17 protein-coding genes are annotated in these 17,311 nt (G+C 57.0%); 10 read left to right on the top strand and 7 right to left on the bottom strand.

The window, feature by feature from the left end:
• Positions 1-5: 5 nt before the first annotated feature.
• From tsaB to rnd, 4 genes are all read left to right on the top strand, one after another.
• On the top strand, positions 6-701 hold the full coding sequence (tsaB, locus tag N5C09_RS02355; protein ID WP_107535544.1) for a tRNA (adenosine(37)-N6)-threonylcarbamoyltransferase complex dimerization subunit type 1 TsaB: 696 nt from the start codon (positions 6-8) through the stop codon (positions 699-701).
• A 37-nt stretch (positions 702-738) separates the two neighbouring features.
• Positions 739-1,320, top strand: coding sequence for a Slp family lipoprotein (locus tag N5C09_RS02350; protein ID WP_063449611.1), 582 nt, complete (start codon positions 739-741; stop codon positions 1,318-1,320).
• Between the two features lie 203 nt (positions 1,321-1,523).
• A complete protein-coding gene (gene fadD / locus N5C09_RS02345; RefSeq protein WP_129741659.1) occupies positions 1,524-3,209 on the top strand; it encodes a long-chain-fatty-acid--CoA ligase FadD in 1,686 nt (561 codons plus the stop codon).
• An 83-nt stretch (positions 3,210-3,292) separates the two neighbouring features.
• Complete coding sequence (gene rnd, locus N5C09_RS02340) at positions 3,293-4,408, top strand: ribonuclease D (RefSeq protein WP_146748973.1); 1,116 nt, start codon at positions 3,293-3,295, stop codon at positions 4,406-4,408.
• A 93-nt stretch (positions 4,409-4,501) separates the two neighbouring features.
• Here the strand turns inward: rnd and minE are convergent, their stop codons facing one another.
• From minE to minC, 3 genes are read right to left on the bottom strand one after another with little or no spacing between them, the layout of a single operon-like run.
• Positions 4,502-4,768: a cell division topological specificity factor MinE gene (gene minE, locus N5C09_RS02335; RefSeq protein WP_003859937.1), complete on the bottom strand. Its 267-nt coding sequence runs from the start codon at positions 4,766-4,768 to the stop codon at positions 4,502-4,504.
• Positions 4,769-4,771: 3 nt separating this feature from the next.
• Positions 4,772-5,584: a septum site-determining protein MinD gene (minD, locus tag N5C09_RS02330; protein ID WP_063449608.1), complete on the bottom strand. Its 813-nt coding sequence runs from the start codon at positions 5,582-5,584 to the stop codon at positions 4,772-4,774.
• 22 nt (positions 5,585-5,606) lie between these two features.
• Complete coding sequence (gene minC / locus N5C09_RS02325; protein ID WP_063868495.1) at positions 5,607-6,314, bottom strand: septum site-determining protein MinC; 708 nt, start codon at positions 6,312-6,314, stop codon at positions 5,607-5,609.
• 123 nt (positions 6,315-6,437) lie between these two features.
• Here minC and N5C09_RS02320 point away from each other — a divergent pair, with 123 nt between their 5' ends.
• The 3 genes from N5C09_RS02320 to N5C09_RS02310 all read left to right on the top strand — a co-directional run bounded on the left by N5C09_RS02320 (position 6,438) and on the right by N5C09_RS02310 (position 7,954).
• Positions 6,438-6,713, top strand: coding sequence for a YcgL domain-containing protein (locus tag N5C09_RS02320; protein WP_279748372.1), 276 nt, complete (start codon positions 6,438-6,440; stop codon positions 6,711-6,713).
• 47 nt (positions 6,714-6,760) lie between these two features.
• Positions 6,761-7,420, top strand: coding sequence for a fumarylacetoacetate hydrolase family protein (locus N5C09_RS02315; RefSeq protein WP_063449605.1), 660 nt, complete (start codon positions 6,761-6,763; stop codon positions 7,418-7,420).
• A 93-nt stretch (positions 7,421-7,513) separates the two neighbouring features.
• Positions 7,514-7,954: a YcgN family cysteine cluster protein gene (locus N5C09_RS02310; protein ID WP_063449604.1), complete on the top strand. Its 441-nt coding sequence runs from the start codon at positions 7,514-7,516 to the stop codon at positions 7,952-7,954.
• 115 nt (positions 7,955-8,069) lie between these two features.
• Here N5C09_RS02310 and dsbB read toward each other — a convergent pair whose 3' ends face one another.
• Both dsbB and nhaB read right to left on the bottom strand, forming a co-directional pair.
• Complete coding sequence (gene dsbB, locus N5C09_RS02305; protein WP_063868496.1) at positions 8,070-8,600, bottom strand: disulfide bond formation protein DsbB; 531 nt, start codon at positions 8,598-8,600, stop codon at positions 8,070-8,072.
• A 46-nt stretch (positions 8,601-8,646) separates the two neighbouring features.
• Positions 8,647-10,185, bottom strand: coding sequence for a Na(+)/H(+) antiporter NhaB (gene nhaB / locus N5C09_RS02300; RefSeq protein WP_063868497.1), 1,539 nt, complete (start codon positions 10,183-10,185; stop codon positions 8,647-8,649).
• A gap of 202 nt (positions 10,186-10,387) precedes the next feature.
• Here nhaB and fadR point away from each other — a divergent pair, with 202 nt between their 5' ends.
• Positions 10,388-11,107, top strand: coding sequence for a fatty acid metabolism transcriptional regulator FadR (gene fadR / locus N5C09_RS02295; protein ID WP_003859951.1), 720 nt, complete (start codon positions 10,388-10,390; stop codon positions 11,105-11,107).
• A gap of 114 nt (positions 11,108-11,221) precedes the next feature.
• Here the strand turns inward: fadR and N5C09_RS02290 are convergent, their stop codons facing one another.
• Entirely contained in the window at positions 11,222-12,754 is a 1,533-nt protein-coding gene (locus N5C09_RS02290) for a SpoVR family protein (RefSeq protein WP_063449601.1), read from the bottom strand.
• A 321-nt stretch (positions 12,755-13,075) separates the two neighbouring features.
• Here N5C09_RS02290 and N5C09_RS02285 point away from each other — a divergent pair, with 321 nt between their 5' ends.
• Positions 13,076-14,374 carry a D-amino acid dehydrogenase gene (locus tag N5C09_RS02285; RefSeq protein WP_131636911.1) on the top strand — a complete coding sequence of 433 codons (1,299 nt, stop codon included), beginning with the start codon at positions 13,076-13,078 and terminating at the stop codon, positions 14,372-14,374.
• A gap of 9 nt (positions 14,375-14,383) precedes the next feature.
• On the top strand, positions 14,384-15,454 hold the full coding sequence (gene dadX / locus N5C09_RS02280; protein ID WP_063449599.1) for a catabolic alanine racemase DadX: 1,071 nt from the start codon (positions 14,384-14,386) through the stop codon (positions 15,452-15,454).
• Between the two features lie 96 nt (positions 15,455-15,550).
• Here the strand turns inward: dadX and N5C09_RS02275 are convergent, their stop codons facing one another.
• Positions 15,551-17,284 (bottom strand): potassium/proton antiporter, encoded by a 1,734-nt coding sequence (locus N5C09_RS02275; protein ID WP_279748371.1) that lies wholly within the window; start codon positions 17,282-17,284, stop codon positions 15,551-15,553.
• Positions 17,285-17,311: the final 27 nt, after the last annotated feature.

The following is a 17,311-nucleotide window of genomic DNA, read 5'->3' as shown; positions in this document are numbered from 1 at the left end:
GACCAATGCGAATTCTGGCTATTGATACCGCAACAGAGGCGTGTTCCGTTGCCCTGTGGAACGACGGTAAGACCTTTGCCCATTTCGAAGAGTGCCCCCGGGAGCATACCCAGCGTATTCTTCCCCTGGTAAAAACCATTTTGACCGAGGGCAACGCCGCCCTGACCGACCTCGACGCGCTGGCCTATGGCCGTGGCCCGGGCAGCTTTACGGGCGTGCGTATCGGGATTGGCATTGCGCAGGGGCTGGCGCTGGGCGCTGACCTGCCGATGATCGGCGTCTCAACGCTTGCCACGATGGCGCAGGGCGCCTGGCGTATGACCGGCGCTACACGCGTGCTGGCTGCCATCGACGCCCGTATGGGGGAAGTGTACTGGGCGGAATATACCCGTGATGAAAACGGCGTCTGGCACGGCGAAGAGACCGAGGCGGTGCTCAAGCCCGAAGCCGTGACTGAGCGCCTGAAGCAGCTCTCCGGCGAGTGGGCGACGGTGGGAACCGGCTGGCCGGCATGGCCTGAGATGGCGAAGGAAACCGGCATTACGCTGGTGGACGGCAACATGCTCCTGCCCGCCGCAGAAGATATGCTGCCGATTGCCCGTCAGCTGCTTGACGCAGGTAAAACCGTGGCGGTTGAGCACGCTGAACCCGTTTATTTACGAAACACCGTCGCGTGGAAGAAACTTCCAGGCCGCGAATGAATCTCAGTAACAGGAACTGAGAAAAAGGAGTCGCATCATGGCGGTTCAGACTAAAGTTGTACGCCTTCTTATGGCAGGCGTTGTTGCCATAGCACTGAGCGGTTGCGTCACCGTTCCTGATGCGATCAAGGGCACCAGCCCGACGCCACAGCAGGATCTGGTACGCGTGATGAACGCCCCGGAGCTCTATGTCGGGCAGGAAGCACGGTTTGGCGGCAAGGTGGTTGAGGTCGTTAACCAGCAGGGTAAAACCCGTCTGGAAATCGCCACCGTTCCGCTGGACGACGGCGCGCGGCCTATTCTGGGTGAAGCCTCGCGCGGGCGGATCTATGCTGACGTCAGCGGCTTCCTCGATCCGGTTGATTTCCGCGGACAGCTGGTGACCGTCGTCGGGCCGATTACCGGTTCGGTAGCAGGTAAAATCGGCAATACGCCGTACAAATTCATGACCATGCAGGTTAACGGCTACAAGCGCTGGCGTATCGCCCAGCAGGTGGTGATGCCGCCACAGCCTATCGATCCGTGGATGTGGGGCCCTCATCCGTACCGTTACGGCTACGGTGGCTGGGGCTGGTATAACCCCGGTCCTGCACAGGTACAAACCATCGTAACTGAGTAACTTCCTGTTATTTATAGTAAAGAGACAGCGGCTCAGCCGCTGTCTCTGTTTTTTTACGCTTAAAACGAAAAAAAAGAGTGACGCGCTTCGCAACCTGTAATCTGAACAATTAATAAACTGGTACGCTGAGTTAATATAATGTTAACAAACTGTTTATTATCGGGGCTGTGATGACGACGAATACTCATTTCAGAGGTGATGCATTGAAAAAGGTTTGGCTTAACCGTTATCCCGCGGATGTCCCTGCGGAGATCAATCCTGACCGTTATCAATCCCTGATTGAATTATTTGAACACTCGGTACGGCGCTACGCCGACCAGCCCGCATTTGTGAACATGGGCGAAGTGATGACCTTCCGTAAGCTGGAGGAGCGCAGCCGGGCGTTTGCGGCCTATTTACAGGAGGGGCTGGGGTTGCAGAAAGGGGATCGCGTCGCGCTGATGATGCCAAACCTGCTGCAATATCCGGTGGCGCTGTTCGGGATCCTCAGGGCAGGGATGATCGTTGTTAACGTCAACCCGCTTTATACCCCGCGCGAGCTGGAGCATCAGCTGAATGACAGCGGTGCGGCGGCGATTGTAATTGTCTCCAACTTTGCCCACACGCTGGAAAAAGTCGTTGAAAGAACCCAGGTTAAGCACGTCATTCTGACGCGCATGGGCGACCAGCTCTCTACCGCGAAAGGTACGCTGGTCAACTTTGTCGTTAAATACGTTAAGCGACTGGTGCCGAAATACCATTTGCCGGATGCCATCTCCTTCCGCCGCGCGCTGCATGCGGGCTATCGCATGCAGTACGTCAAGCCTGAAGTGGTCTCAGAGGACCTGGCCTTCCTGCAATACACGGGCGGCACCACCGGCGTGGCGAAAGGGGCGATGCTGACCCATCGTAACATGCTGGCGAACCTGGAACAGGTTAACGCCACTTACGGGCCGCTGCTGCACCCGGGCAAAGAACTGGTGATCACCGCGCTTCCGCTGTATCACATTTTTGCGCTGACCATGAACTGCCTGCTGTTTATCGAGCTGGGCGGGCAAAACGTGTTGATCACCAACCCGCGCGACATTCCGGGGCTGGTGAAAGAGCTGGCGAAATACCCATTCACCGCCATGACCGGCGTGAACACGCTGTTTAACGCTCTGCTCAACAATAAAGAGTTTCAGCAGTTGGATTTCTCCACGCTGCACCTCTCTGCGGGCGGCGGAATGCCGGTTCAGCAGGCGGTTGCCGAGCGTTGGGTCAAACTCACCGGGCAGTATCTGCTGGAAGGCTATGGCCTGACGGAGTGCGCCCCGCTGGTCAGCGTTAACCCGCATGACATCGACTACCACAGCGGCAGTATCGGCCTGCCGGTGCCGTCAACGGAAGCCAAACTGGTGGACGATGAGGGTAACGAAGTGCCTCACGGCGAGCCAGGCGAGCTGTGCGTAAGAGGGCCGCAGGTGATGCTGGGCTACTGGCAGCGCCCGGATGCCACGGACGAGATCATCAAAGACGGCTGGCTGTACACCGGCGACATCGCGGTGATGGACGACGAAGGCTTCCTGCGCATCGTCGATCGCAAGAAAGACATGATCCTCGTTTCCGGTTTCAACGTCTATCCGAACGAAATCGAAGACGTGGTGATGCAGCACAGCGGCGTGCTGGAAGTGGCAGCGGTGGGCGTTCCCTCCGGCAGCAGCGGGGAAGCGGTGAAGATATTTGTGGTCAGGAAAGATCCTTCTCTTACCGAGGAAGCGCTGATAACGTTTTGTCGCCGGCAGCTGACGGGCTATAAAGTGCCGAAGCTGGTGGAATTCCGCGATGAGCTGCCGAAATCCAACGTCGGAAAGATATTACGACGAGAATTACGTGACGAAGCCCGTGCCAAAGTGGACAATAAGGCCTGAGCATCACGTTAATCGCCCAGACGCCGGTTAAGCCGGCGTTTTTTATGGGCGCAAACAAAAGAGAGTCCGATTTGAATTACCAGATGATCACTACCAACGACGAGCTGGCTTCGCTGTGCGAGGTGACGCGTGATTTTCCCGCTATCGCCCTGGATACGGAATTTGTCCGCACCCGCACGTACTACCCGCAGCTGGGCCTGATCCAGATGTATGACGGCAAGCACGTGTCGTTGATTGACCCCCTCGGCATCACCGACTGGGCGCCGATGCGCGCGCTGTTGCTCGATACCGCCGTAACCAAATATCTGCACGCCGGCAGTGAAGATCTGGAAGTGTTCCTCAATACCTTTGGCATCATGCCGGAACCGCTGATTGATACCCAGATCCTCGCGGCGTTCAGCGGTCGCCCGCTCTCCTGGGGCTTCGCCGCGATGGTGGAAGAGTACACCGGCCTGACGCTGGATAAGAGCGAATCGCGCACGGACTGGCTCGCGCGCCCGCTGACCGCGCGTCAGCTTGAATATGCCGCGGCGGACGTCTTCTACCTGCTGCCGATTGCCGGCCAGCTGATGAAAGAGGCGGAGGCGTCCGGCTGGCTGTCTGCCGCGCTGGACGAGTGTCGCATGACGCAGCAGCGTCGCCAGGAAGTGGTCGACCCGAAAGACGCCTGGCGTGATATCACCAACGCCTGGCAGCTGCGCACGCGTCAGCTGGCCTGCCTGCAACTGCTGGCGGACTGGCGCCTGCGTAAAGCGCGCGAGCGCGACCTGGCGGTTAACTTTGTGGTGCGCGAAGAGCACCTGTGGGCGGTAGCGCGCTATATGCCGGGCAGCCTTGGCGAGCTGGACAGCATTGGCCTTTCCGGGAGCGAGATCCGCTTCCACGGTAAAACGCTGCTGGCGCTGGTGGAAAAAGCCCAGCAGGTGCCGGATGACGCGCTGCCAGAGCCGCTGCTTAACCTGATGGATATGCCGGGCTACCGCAAGGCGTTCAAGGATATCAAAGCGCTGGTGCAGACGGTGGCGAGCGAAAGCAAGCTGAGCGCGGAGCTGCTGGCTTCACGTCGTCAGATTAACCAGCTGCTGAACTGGCACTGGAAGTTGAAACCGCAAAATGGTTTACCGGAACTGGTGGCAGGATGGCGGGGGGAACTGATGGCAGAACGCCTGAACACCTTGCTGGAAGGGTATCCGCGCTAAAGAAGTGTAGCCCCGGTAAGCGCAGCGCCACCGGGGAAATTGCCGGGCGGCGCGATGCTTGCCCGGCCTACGATACGACGAACCGCAAACGGTTTAACGCGACTCTTCCGCTTCCGGAAGCGTCACGTTCAGCTCCAGAATCGAAATATCCCCGTCTTTTTGCTCCAGCTGAACGGTGACCATTTCCGGGTCAATCTGCACGTACTTGCAGATCACTTCCAGAATGTCTTTGCGCAGCTGCGGCAGGTAGTGCGGTTCGGCGTCGCTACGACGACGCTCCGCAACGATAATTTGCAGACGTTCTTTTGCGATGTTGGCGGTGCTTTTTTTCCGCGAGAGAAAAAAGTCCAATAATGCCATAACTTATCCTCCGAACAGGCGTTTGAGGAAACCTTTCTTCTCTTCTTCAATGAAGCGGAAAGGACGTTCTTCTCCCAGCAGACGGTCAACGGTATCCGCATACGCTTTACCCGCGTCTGCCTGTGTATCCAGAATCACCGGCTCGCCCTGGTTAGAGGCGCGCAGTACGGACTGATCTTCCGGGATCACGCCAACCAGTTTGATGCGCAGGATCTCCAGCACGTCTTCCATGCTCAGCATGTCACCTTTATTTACGCGGCCCGGGTTGTAGCGGGTCAGCAGAAGGTGCTCTTTGATCGGCTCCTGGCCATTTTCCGCACGACGAGATTTCGACGCCAGAATGCCGAGAATACGGTCGGAGTCGCGTACTGACGAGACTTCCGGGTTGGTGGTGATGATGGCTTCATCCGCGAAGTAGAGCGCCATCAGCGCGCCGGTTTCGATACCGGCAGGGGAGTCGCAGACCACGAAGTCGAACTCCATCTTTTTCAGTTCGTCGAGCACCTTTTCCACGCCTTCACGGGTCAGCGCGTCTTTGTCACGGGTCTGGGACGCCGGGAGGATGTAGAGGTTCTCGGTGCGCTTGTCTTTAATCAGCGCCTGGTTAAGCGTGGCATCGCCCTGAATGACGTTGACGAAGTCATACACCACGCGACGCTCGCAGCCCATGATCAGGTCCAGGTTACGCAGACCGATATCAAAGTCGATTACGACGGTTTTCTTTCCCTTCTGGGCCAAACCAGTAGCGATGGCCGCGCTGGAGGTGGTCTTGCCAACGCCTCCTTTACCCGAAGTCACAACAATAATGCGTGCCATAGAAATTCCTTGTTAAAAGGGATCAATTTAACGGTTGAACGGTCAAAGCGTTGTCTGCCAGTTGCAGACGGGCCGCTTTGCCATAAAATTCGGCTGGGATTTTGTCGCTCAGCCAATATTCACCTGCGATAGACACCAGTTCTGCCGTCAGGTGAGTACAAAAAATTTGTGCTTCTCGATCGCCGCTGGCGCCCGCAAGCGCACGCCCTCGCATCATACCGTAAACGTGAATATTGCCATCCGCAATCAGTTCCGCGCCCGCGCTGACGTGGCTTGTAACAATCAGATCACAGTTTGGCGCATAAATGCGCTGACCGGAACGAACCGGCAGATCAATCAATCGCGTTTTTGTGACTGGGGTTACATTTTGCGCCGGAGGCGGGGGAGCGGGAACGGGTGCAGGCGCTGCACGTGGGGCCTTTTCTTTGCCTTCGTTCAGCAAAGGCAAACCTGCGCGGTCAATTTCGGCTTTCAGTTCAGCGTCTTTGCAGCCGCTAATGCCCACGATGCGTAAGCCCGTAGAGGTGACGGCCTGCTGGAGTCGCTTCCAGTTAACCGGACCCTCAAGGTCGCTTACGTTGACGACGACAGGAGCATGCTTAAGAAAAGCGGGAGCCTGCGCGATTTTGTCTTCTAACGCCTGACGAATAACCTCGGGTTTTGCATCATGCAAATGAACCACTGATAAGGTGAAGCTACTGCCTTTAAGCTCGATGGGCGTATTTGACATCCTGGCCTTACTCAATTTGCTATTAACCGCAACACATCGCCGCGATATTCCGAAGAGTATCAGGCATGTTATAGTCAGGAGTATATTGAGGCAAGCAACCACCCGTTAATTCAGAGTAAAAACATGTTTTGTGTGATCTACAGAAGTACGAGCCGCGACCAGACCTACCTTTATGTCGAAAAGAAAGACGATTTTTCCCGCGTGCCTGAGGAATTAATGAAAAGTTTTGGCCAGCCGCAGCTGGCGATGCTGCTACCGCTGGACGGCCGCAAGAAGCTGGTGAACGCCGATCTGGAAAAAGTCAAAAAGGCGTTGACCGAACAAGGCTATTATTTACAGCTTCCGCCACCGCCGGAGAATTTATTAAAACAGCATCTTGAGATGAGCGGAAAGAAATAAGCCCGGGTCACGCCGGGAACAACCCATCAACCGATTAGGGGTCGAGCATGTATCAACATCATAACTGGCAAGGTGCATTACTGGATTATCCCGTCAGCAAAGTGGTCTGCGTAGGCAGCAACTATGCAAAACACATTCAGGAGATGGGGAGCGCCGTGCCGGAAGAGCCGGTTCTGTTTATTAAGCCAGAAACTGCACTGTGCGATATTCGTCAGCCGCTGGCTCTGCCGCAGGGACTGGGCTCGGTGCATCATGAAGTGGAGCTGGCGGTGCTGATCGGCGCCACGCTGCGTCAGGCCACCGAAGAGCACGTAGAGAAAGCGATTGCGGGTTACGGTGTTGCGCTTGACCTGACGCTGCGCGACGTTCAGGGCAAAATGAAGAAAGCAGGGCAGCCGTGGGAAAAAGCCAAGGGTTTTGATAATTCATGCCCGATTTCCGGTTTCGTTCCGGTGAGTGAATTTACCGACGATCCGCAGAATACGCCGCTCAGCCTGAAGGTCAACGGCGAGATCCGCCAGCAGGGCTCGACCGCTGATATGATCCATAAGATCGTTCCGCTGATTGCCTACATGAGCCGCTTCTTCACCCTGAAACCCGGCGATGTGATCCTGACCGGCACCCCGGAAGGTGTGGGCCCGCTGCACGCTGGCGACGAGCTGGACGTCAGTTTTAACGGCCTGTCGCTAAAAACCCGCGTGCTGTAAAAGCACCTTGCCGCCTGAAAAGGGCGGCAAAACTTGCATCAACGTGCCAGACTCGTTATAAGGTGCGCTCTATTTTGACGTGTGGACATCCCGATGAACGATATTCCTTTCTGGCAAAGCAAAACGCTCGACGACATGACCGACGCGGAGTGGGAATCGTTGTGTGACGGCTGCGGGCAGTGCTGCCTGCATAAGCTGATGGATGAAGATTCGGACGAAATCTATTTCACCAACGTAGCGTGCAAGCAGTTGAACATCAAAACCTGCCAGTGCCGCAACTACGAGCGCCGTTTCGAATATGAGCCGGACTGCATCAAGTTAACCCGTGAAAACCTGCCGACCTTTGAGTGGCTACCGCATACCTGTGCGTATCGCCTGCTGGCGGAAGGAAAGGATTTGCCTGCGTGGCATCCCCTGCTGACGGGGTCGAAAGCGGCGATGCACGGCGAACGTATTTCCGTGCGCCATATTGCGGTGAAAGAGTCAGAGGTGCGGGACTGGGAAGACCACATCATGAATCATCCCAACCGCTGATAATAAAAAACCCGCCGAGGCGGGTTTTTTATTGTGCGCTGTTGTGTCGTGTGGCGCTGCGCTTACCCGACCTACAAAACCGTAGGCCCGCGCAAGCGAAGCGCCGCCGGGCACATTAACGCCCAAAAAGATCGCGTTTTTTCGGTCTGAACGGCTGGGCAATCAGCACCAGCAGCGCCACCACGAAGTAGGCGACGAAAATGCCCACCAGCCATTGTGGCATCTCCAGCGTCAGAAACTCCCACTGGCGTACGGAGCAGTCACCGGAGGCAACGAACACCTGCGGCAGCCACTTATCCAGCGGCAGCCAGCCCGGGAAGCGGGCCGCAAAATCGCAGGTCATAAACGGTGACGGATGAAGCTGCATCTGGGTGTGCTCCCAGGAAAGCGCAATCCCTTTCCAGGCGCTGTACAGCCAGATGGCAATCGCCGCATAGCGTAACGGTGTTTTGGGTGCAATTGCACCGACCAGACCCGCGCCCATAATGCCGAACAGCGCACAACGCTCATAAATACACAGTACGCAAGGTTTCAGCCCCATCACATGCTGAAACCACAGCGCGACCATTTCCAGCGCAAAGGCGGTCAGGGCCATCAACAACCACGCTCCGCGACCGCGTGAGCACTGGTTCAAAAATCGCAACATAATCATTTCCCTGGAACATGCTTAGACAGCGCAGTGTAAACGAATTTTAATGCGCCGCAAGTATACCTGCTTGTAACAACCATTGCGTACAGGGAACGAGAGTAATTTTGATGCACAGCAAACCAACCAGGGTAAGCACCAGCGTATACGGCAGCGCCATCCAGACCATTCTTCCATAAGAAAGCCGTATGAGCGGTGCCAGCGCCGAGGTCAGCAGGAAGAGGAATGCCGCCTGACCGTTCGGGGTTGCCACCGAGGGCAGGTTGGTTCCGGTGTTGATCGCCACCGCCAGCAGCTCAAACTGTTCACTGCTGACAATGCCTTGCTCCATCGCGGCTTTGGCCTCATTAATGTATACCGTCCCGACGAAGACGTTATCGGAGATGGAAGACAACAGACCGTTAAACAAATAGAACAGCGTAAGCTGAGAATCTGGCGTAGCCTGAAGCACAAAAGCGATAATGGGCGCGAACAGATGTTGATCAATAATCACCGCCACGACGGCAAAAAACACCGCCAGCAGGGCGGTAAACGGCAGCGCTTCGGTAAAGGCTTTACCGATAGCATGTTCGTCCGTTACGCCGCTCAGGCTGGTTGCCAGAATAATCACCGACAGGCCAATGAGCCCCACTTCGGCAAGGTGCAAGGCCAGCGCAGCGATAAGCCACACGCCAATAAGACCCTGTGCAATCAGGCGCAGCGTCTCCTGACGCGTACGTTGTTTGCGGCTCTGCTCGTCAAACTTTTGCAGCTCATGGCGGACCTGATCGGGCAACGTCGCGCCATACCCAAAAAGGTTAAATTTCTCAACCAGCACGCAGGTCGCTAATCCACAGACCAGCACGGGCACGCTGACCGGCGCCATGCGCAGGAAAAATTCGCCAAAATGCCACCCGGCGGCTTTAGCGATGATCAGGTTTTGCGGCTCCCCGACCATGGTCATCACGCCGCCCAGCGCCGTACCCACGCCCGCGTGCATCATCAGGCAGCGCAGAAACGCGCGGAACTGCTCCAGCACGTCGCGGTTGTGCGCCTCAACGTGGCTGTCGTCCTGCAAGTTATCGCCGGGACGAGACGAGGCCACCCGGTGGTAAATTCCGTAAAAACCGACGGCGACGCTGATCACTACCGCCACCACCGTCAGCGCGTCCAGGAAGGCTGAAAGGAAAGCTGCGGCGAGGCAAAACGCCAGCGAGAGAAGCGTTTTCGACGGAATGCTCAGCAGCAAACGGGTAAAGATAAACAGCAGGAGCTGCTTCATAAAGTAGATCCCTGCCACCATGAAGATCAGCAGCAGCAGGACTTCAAGATTCGACGCAATCTCGTTTTTAACGTGCTCCGCGCTGGTCATTCCCGTGGCCACGGCCTCCAGTGCCAGCAGCCCGCCGGGCAATAGCGGATAGCACTTCAGCGCCATCGCCAGGGTAAAGATAAACTCGGCGACCAACAGCCATCCGGCAACAAAGGGATTCAGCAAGAAGATAACGGGATTAACGACCAGGAATACCAGTAAAGTGAGTTTGTACCAGTCAGGTGACTGACCTAAAAAGTTGCGCCACAGCGCGCGCCCAAACGAAATTTCCACGACAGACGTCCTTTCCCCGTCAAATAAGACAAGACATCAGTATACGCAAAAATGGCGTCGGTGAGGGCGTTAACGCCATTTTGTAAATTTCATAAAAATGAAACGGCGATCCCTCTTTTCTGTCTCGGCTGCGCTATCTGCCTCTGTCCGCCTCTGGTATGATGAGTGCAATTTGCTAAAGCTGTGTAATGGAAATCTCACTATGGTCATTAAGGCGCAGAGCCCGGCGGGTTTCGCGGAAGAGTACATCATTGAAAGCATCTGGAATAATCGTTTCCCTGCGGGATCAATTCTACCTGCTGAACGCGAACTCTCTGAACTGATTGGCGTCACCCGTACCACGCTGCGAGAAGTGCTCCAGCGTCTGGCGCGCGATGGCTGGTTGACGATACAGCATGGCAAACCCACTAAAGTGAACAACTTCTGGGAAACGTCCGGGCTGAATATTCTGGAAACGCTGGCGCGTCTCGACCACGAAAGCGTACCGCAGCTGATTGATAATCTGCTTTCGGTGCGCACCAACATCGCTACTATTTTCATCCGCACCGCGTTTCGTCAGCACCCTGAAGATGCGCTGAAGGTGCTCGCCACCGCCAATGAGGTGGAGGACCATGCGGATGCCTTTGCAACTCTGGACTACAACGTGTTCCGCGGTCTGGCGTTTGCCTCCGGCAATCCGGTTTACGGCCTGATCCTGAATGGGATGAAAGGGTTATATACGCGCATTGGTCGTCACTACTTTGCTAACCCTGAAGCCCGTAGCCTGGCGCTCGGCTTCTACCATAAGCTGAGCAAACTCTGCACCGAGGGGCTGCACGACCAGGTTTATGAAACGGTGCGTCGTTACGGTCACGACTCCGGTGAAATCTGGCACCGAATGCAGAAAACGCTGCCGGGCGATCTGGCGATTCAGGGCCGATAATAGAAAAAACCTCTCGATTGAGAGGTTTTTTTTCGCCAGGTGGCGGCTTCGCCTGACCGGGCCTACAGGTCCCGTAGGCCCGGTAAGCGTAGCGCCACCGGGCAAAAAACCCCACTACAGCGTATTCATCCGCGCCGGACACCGGTCCAGCAGTTCCACGCTGCCGTCTTCGTTCTGCTGCTCCAGCAATACGTCAAACCCCCACAGGCGATGCACGTGCTTCAGCACTTCCTTACGCCCTTTATCCAGCGGCGCGCGGTTGTGCGGGATATAGCGCAGCGTCAGAGAGCGGTCGCCGCGCAGATCCACGTTCCACACCTGAATGTTCGGTTCAAGGTTGCTCAGGTTGTACTGGGACGACAGACGCGAGCGGATCTCCCGATAGCCTTCCTCGTTATGGATCGCCGAGATCTCCAGGTAGTTGTTGCGGTCATCATCCAGTACCGTGAAGAAGCGGAAATCACGCATGATCTTCGGCGACATGAACTGGCTGATAAAGCTCTCATCCTTAAAATCACGCATCGCGAAGTGCAGCGTTTCCAGCCAGTCAGAGCCCGCAATATCCGGGAACCAGTATTTGTCCTCTTCGGTGGGCGACTGGCAGATACGCTTGATATCCTGGAACATGGCAAAGCCGAGCGCGTACGGGTTAATGCCGCTGTACCACGGGCTGTTGTACGCCGGCTGGAACACTACGTTGGTGTGGCTGTGCAGGAACTCCATCATAAACCGTTCGGAGACTTTTCCCTCGTCATAGAGGTGGTTCAGAATGGTGTAGTGCCAGAAGGTCGCCCAGCCTTCGTTCATGACCTGGGTCTGCTTCTGCGGATAGAAATACTGGCTCACCTTGCGCACGATGCGCAGGATTTCACGCTGCCACGGCTCAAGCAGCGGGGCGTTTTTCTCCATAAAGTAGAGCAGGTTTTCCTGCGGCTCGGAAGGATAGCGACGCGCTTCGGCGACGGTTTTCTCCTCCTCACGTTTCGGCAGGGTACGCCACAGCATATTCACCTGGCTTTGCAGATACTCCTCGCGGCTCTTCTGCCGGGCTTTCTCTTCCTGCAACGAGATTTTCTGCGGGCGCTTATAGCGGTCAACGCCGTAATTCATCAGCGCGTGGCAGGAGTCCAGCAGCTTCTCCACTTCGTCCACGCCGTAGCGCTCTTCGCAGTCGGTAATGTAGTTACGGGCGAAGATGAGGTAATCAACGATGGAGCTGGCGTCCGTCCAGCTGCGGAACAGATAGTTATTTTTGAAGAACGAGTTATGACCGTAGCAGGCGTGCGCCATCACCAGCGCCTGCATGGTAATGGTGTTCTCCTCCATCAGATAGGCGATACACGGGTTAGAGTTAATGACGATTTCATACGCCAGCCCCTGCTGCCCGTGCTTATACAGCCGCTCTGTCTCAATGAACTTTTTGCCAAACGACCAGTGGGGATAGTTAATCGGCATCCCGACGCTGGAGTAAGCGTCCATCATCTGTTCAGAGGTGATGACTTCAATCTGATGGGGGTAGGTATCCAGACGATAGAGTTTGGCAACCCGGTCGATCTCCGCCAGGTAGACATCCAGCAACTCGAAGGTCCAGTCGGGTCCATCGCTCAGACGGGTGCTGTCCCTGGACATGGAATCTATTGTAGCCATTAGCGCGCCCTCGTTGTCGGTCGCTCTCTCTGACTGGAGAGCCTCCTTTCAAGCATAGATCACCCCATTCAAATACGCGGGGCGCAGAAATTTTTTCTTTGCGATTTCCCGTTTTCGATACGGCAAAAAAAGCGGAGGTCGCAGAATTTTATACTGGTTAAAAATAACGCGCAGCAGGAGATCCCAAATAAGCGTTATCCCCTGATACAGCGGGATATGTGAGTTAAGTCACCATAAAAAAGTCATATGTTGAATAATATTTTCAACTAGGTTATCAATCTGTAATTAGATGATTGTTCTTTTGCTCATAATGGAGTGGCTATGCGTGTTGTCATACTGGGAAGTGGTGTCGTTGGCGTAACCAGCGCCTGGTATTTAAGTCAGGCAGGACATGAGGTTACCGTTATCGATCGCGAATCCGGCCCGGCTCTGGAAACCAGTGCGGCGAATGCGGGGCAAATTTCCCCGGGCTATGCTGCCCCGTGGGCGGCCCCCGGCGTGCCGCTGAAGGCGATTAAATGGATGTTCCAGCGACACGCGCCGCTGGCGATCAGCCTGGACGGTTCACCCTTCCAGCTGAAGTGGATGTGGCAGATGCTGCGCAACTGTGACACCCGCCACTACATGGAAAACAAAGGGCGCATGGTTCGCCTGGCGGAATACAGCCGCGACTGCCTGAAGGCGCTGCGCGCCTCGACGGGCATTGAATATGAAGGGCGCCAGGGCGGTACGCTTCAGCTGTTCCGCACCGAGCAACAGTACGAAAACGCTACCCGCGATATCGCCGTGCTGGAAGATGCGGGCGTACCGTATCAGCTGCTGGAAGCCAGCCAGCTGGCGCAGGTGGAGCCGGCGCTTGCCGAGGTGGCGCACAAGCTGACGGGCGGCCTGCGTTTACCGAACGATGAAACCGGCGACTGCCAGCTGTTCACTCAACGTCTGGCGCGCATGTGCGAGCAAGCGGGAGTGACGTTCCGCTTCAACACCTCTGTCGACAAGCTGCTGTCAGAAGGGGAGAAGATTTACGGCGTGAAGTGTGGGGAAGAGGTGATCAAAGCCGATGCCTACGTGATGGCGTTTGGCTCCTACTCTACCGCGATGCTGAAAGGCATTCTGGATATCCCGGTTTATCCGCTGAAAGGCTACTCTTTGACCATCCCGGTGAAAGAGGACAGCGGCGCGCCAGTCTCTACCATTCTTGATGAAACCTACAAAATCGCCATCACCCGCTTCGATAACCGGATCCGCGTCGGCGGCATGGCGGAGATCGTGGGCTTCAATACCGAATTGCTCAAACCGCGTCGTGAAACGCTGGAGATGGTCGTCGGGGATCTCTTCCCGCGCGGCGGTTTTATTGAGCAGGCGACGTTCTGGACGGGCCTGCGCCCGATGACCCCAGACGGCACGCCGATTGTTGGCCGTACGCCGTACAAAAATCTGTGGACCAACACCGGTCACGGCACGCTTGGCTGGACCATGGCCTGCGGTTCGGGCCAGCTGCTGAGCGACCTGATCTCCGGTCGCACCCCGGCTATACCGTTTGACGATTTGAGCGCCGCACGCTATCAATCAGGGTTTACCCCCTCGCGCCCCCAGCACCTGCACGGCGCGCATAATTAAGGAGTTGTCATGTCCCGTCCAATTCTGGCCCAGCTGGATTTGCAGGCGCTGAAGGATAACCTGCAAATTGTTCGCCGTGCTGCGCCGGGTTCTCGTGTCTGGTCGGTGGTGAAGGCTAACGCCTACGGTCATGGTATCGATCGTATCTGGAGTGCGCTCGGTGCCACCGACGGTTTTGCTTTGCTCAACCTGGAAGAGGCCATCCTGCTGCGCGAGCGCGGCTGGAAAGGGCCGATTCTGCTGCTGGAAGGGTTCTTCCATGCGGAAGATCTGCCGCTGCTGGACAAGTACCGACTGACGACCAGCGTGCACAGTAACTGGCAGATCAAGGCCATTCAGGACGCGAAGCTGCACGCCCCGCTGGATATCTATCTCAAAGTGAACAGCGGCATGAACCGTCTGGGCTTCCAGCCCGAGCGGGTTCACACCGTCTGGCAGCAGCTGCGCGCGCTGAAAAACGTCGGTGAGATGACGCTGATGGCGCACTTCGCCGATGCGGAAAAGCCGGACGGCATTGCCGATGCCATGGTACGCATTGAACAGGCGGCAGAAGGGCTGGACTGCCCGCGTTCGCTGTCGAACTCAGCGGCTACGCTCTGGCATCCTGAGGCGCACTACAGCTGGGTGCGTCCGGGGATCGTTCTGTACGGCGCGTCCCCTTCCGGCCAGTGGCAGGATATCGCCAACAGTGGCCTGAAGCCGGTGATGACCCTGCGCAGTGAAATCATTGGCGTGCAGACGCTGAAAGCGGGCGATACGGTGGGCTATGGCAGCCGCTTTCGGGCGTCGGGCGAACAGCGTATTGGTATTGTGGCGGGTGGCTATGCGGACGGTTATCCGCGCATCGCCCCGAGCGGCACGCCGGTTTGGGTCGATGGCGTACGCACGGGCACGGTAGGTACCGTTTCAATGGATATGCTGGCCATTGATTTAACGCCGTGTCCCCAGGCGGGTATCGGCTCGCCGGTAGAGCTGTGGGGCAACGAGGTCAAAATTGACGACGTGGCCGCTGCGGCGGGCACCGTTGGGTATGAACTGATGTGCGCGCTGGCGCCAAGAGTGCCTGTTGTGACGGTGTAACGTGTTCGTGTGCCGGGTGGCGCTAACGCTTACCCGGCCTACGTTCGAGGGTGTTGTAGGCCGGGTAAGGTGAAGCCGCCACCCGGCAAAAAACAGCTACTCCGCATCCTCCTCCATCGGCCTTACGCCGACTTTGCGCACCGCGTTATCTTCTTTTTCGGCCACCGTCCAGATCATCCCGGCAAACTCCACCTGGTCACCCACAACCGGCGCAGCGCCTAATAGTCGCTGAATAATCTCGCCCAGCGTTTGCTGGTTATCGCGATTCTCAAGGCCATCTTCCAGGCCGTAAATCAGCGCCACGTCCGCAAAGCGGGCGCTGGCTTCCAGAATAAAATCGCCAAAGAAACGCTGATCCAGCGCCACCGGGGGCGACTGGCTGAACAGCTTGCCGAGGGCAGGCAGGTCGCGCTCGCGGCCAATCACGCAGAGGATATCGTTCTCACGCAGCCGCGTGCTGCCGGTCGGGTGGAGCAGGGCGTTGTCCCGGAACAGGGCAGCAATGCGCGTTTCAGCCGGCATGTGCAGATCGCGCAGGGAAGCGCCCACGCACCACTTATCGGCGCTCAGCTGATAGACAAACTGTTCCCACGGATTCTCAGGGTGAAGATCCAGCCCCACGCGGGAGACCGGCCAGCCGACGGGCGGCACCACCACTTTGGCTTTTTTCGCCGCCCAGCCCAGGGACGTCCCCTGAAACAGCAGCGACACCAGCACCACGAAGAAGGCGACGTTGAAGAACAGGCGGGCGTTGTCCAGCCCGGCCATCATCGGGAATACCGCCAGAATAATCGGCACCGCGCCGCGCAGCCCCACCCAGCTGATAAACACCCGCTCGCGCAGGTTAAACCCGCGGAACGGCAGCAGGCCGGCAAACACCGACAGCGGACGGGCGATGAAGATCATCCAGGCCGATAAAAGCAGCGCCGGTACGACGATGGGCAGCAGGTCGGAAGGCGTCACCAGCAGGCCCAGCACCAGGAACATCGCGATCTGCGCCAGCCAGGCCAGCCCGTCAAAGTTTTGCAGAATCGCATAACGGTTACGAATCGGTCGGTTGCCCAGCAGGAACCCGCAGAGGTAAACCGCCAGAATACCGCTGCCGTCCAGCGCGGTGGTGACGGCAAAGATCAGAATGCCGCCGCTCAGGGCGAGCAGCGGGTAAAGGCCGGAGGGGAGCGTAATACGGTTGATCGTATGCTGTAAGAGATAACCGCCGCCAAGACCAATGATAATGCCGAGGCCAAACTGCTGGAGGATGTGCCAGACAAACATCCAGCTCAGGCCGGTTTCGTGCTGCTGGATCATCTCAATCAGGGTGATGGTCAGGAACACCGCCATCGGATCGTTACTGCCGGATTCAATCTCAAGCGTTGAGCCAACGCGTTCGTTCAGCCCTTTGCCGCCGAGCAGAGAGAAAACCGCTGCCGCATCGGTCGAGCCGACGATCGCGCCAATCAGCAGGCCTTCCATCATATCGAGGTTAAACAGCCAGGCCGCCATCATGCCGGTCAGGCCGGAGGTGATCAGCACCCCGACGGTCGCCAGCGACAGCGCCGGGCCCAAGGCCACGCGAAACGAACTTGCCTGGGTGCGCATGCCGCCGTCCAGCAGGATGACCGCCAGCGCGAGGTTACTCACCATATAGGCGAAAGGGTAATTATCGAAGGGAATACCGCCGATCCCGTCGACTCCCGCCAGCATGCCGATAGCCAGGAAAATGACAAGAATAGGTATGCCAAGGCGCGATGAAAATGAACTTAATAAAATGCTGAAGGTTACCAGGATGGAACCGAGAATGAAAAGGCTGATTATCGCTGTGGCACCCAATGTCGTCTTACTCCCACCTCAATGTGA

The sequence above is a fragment of the Enterobacter sp. GD03975 genome (genome assembly GCF_029838645.1).
In the GTDB taxonomy this organism is placed as follows: Bacteria; Pseudomonadota; Gammaproteobacteria; order Enterobacterales; family Enterobacteriaceae; genus Enterobacter; species Enterobacter quasihormaechei.
This window is presented reverse-complemented; position numbering and strand designations above follow the sequence as displayed.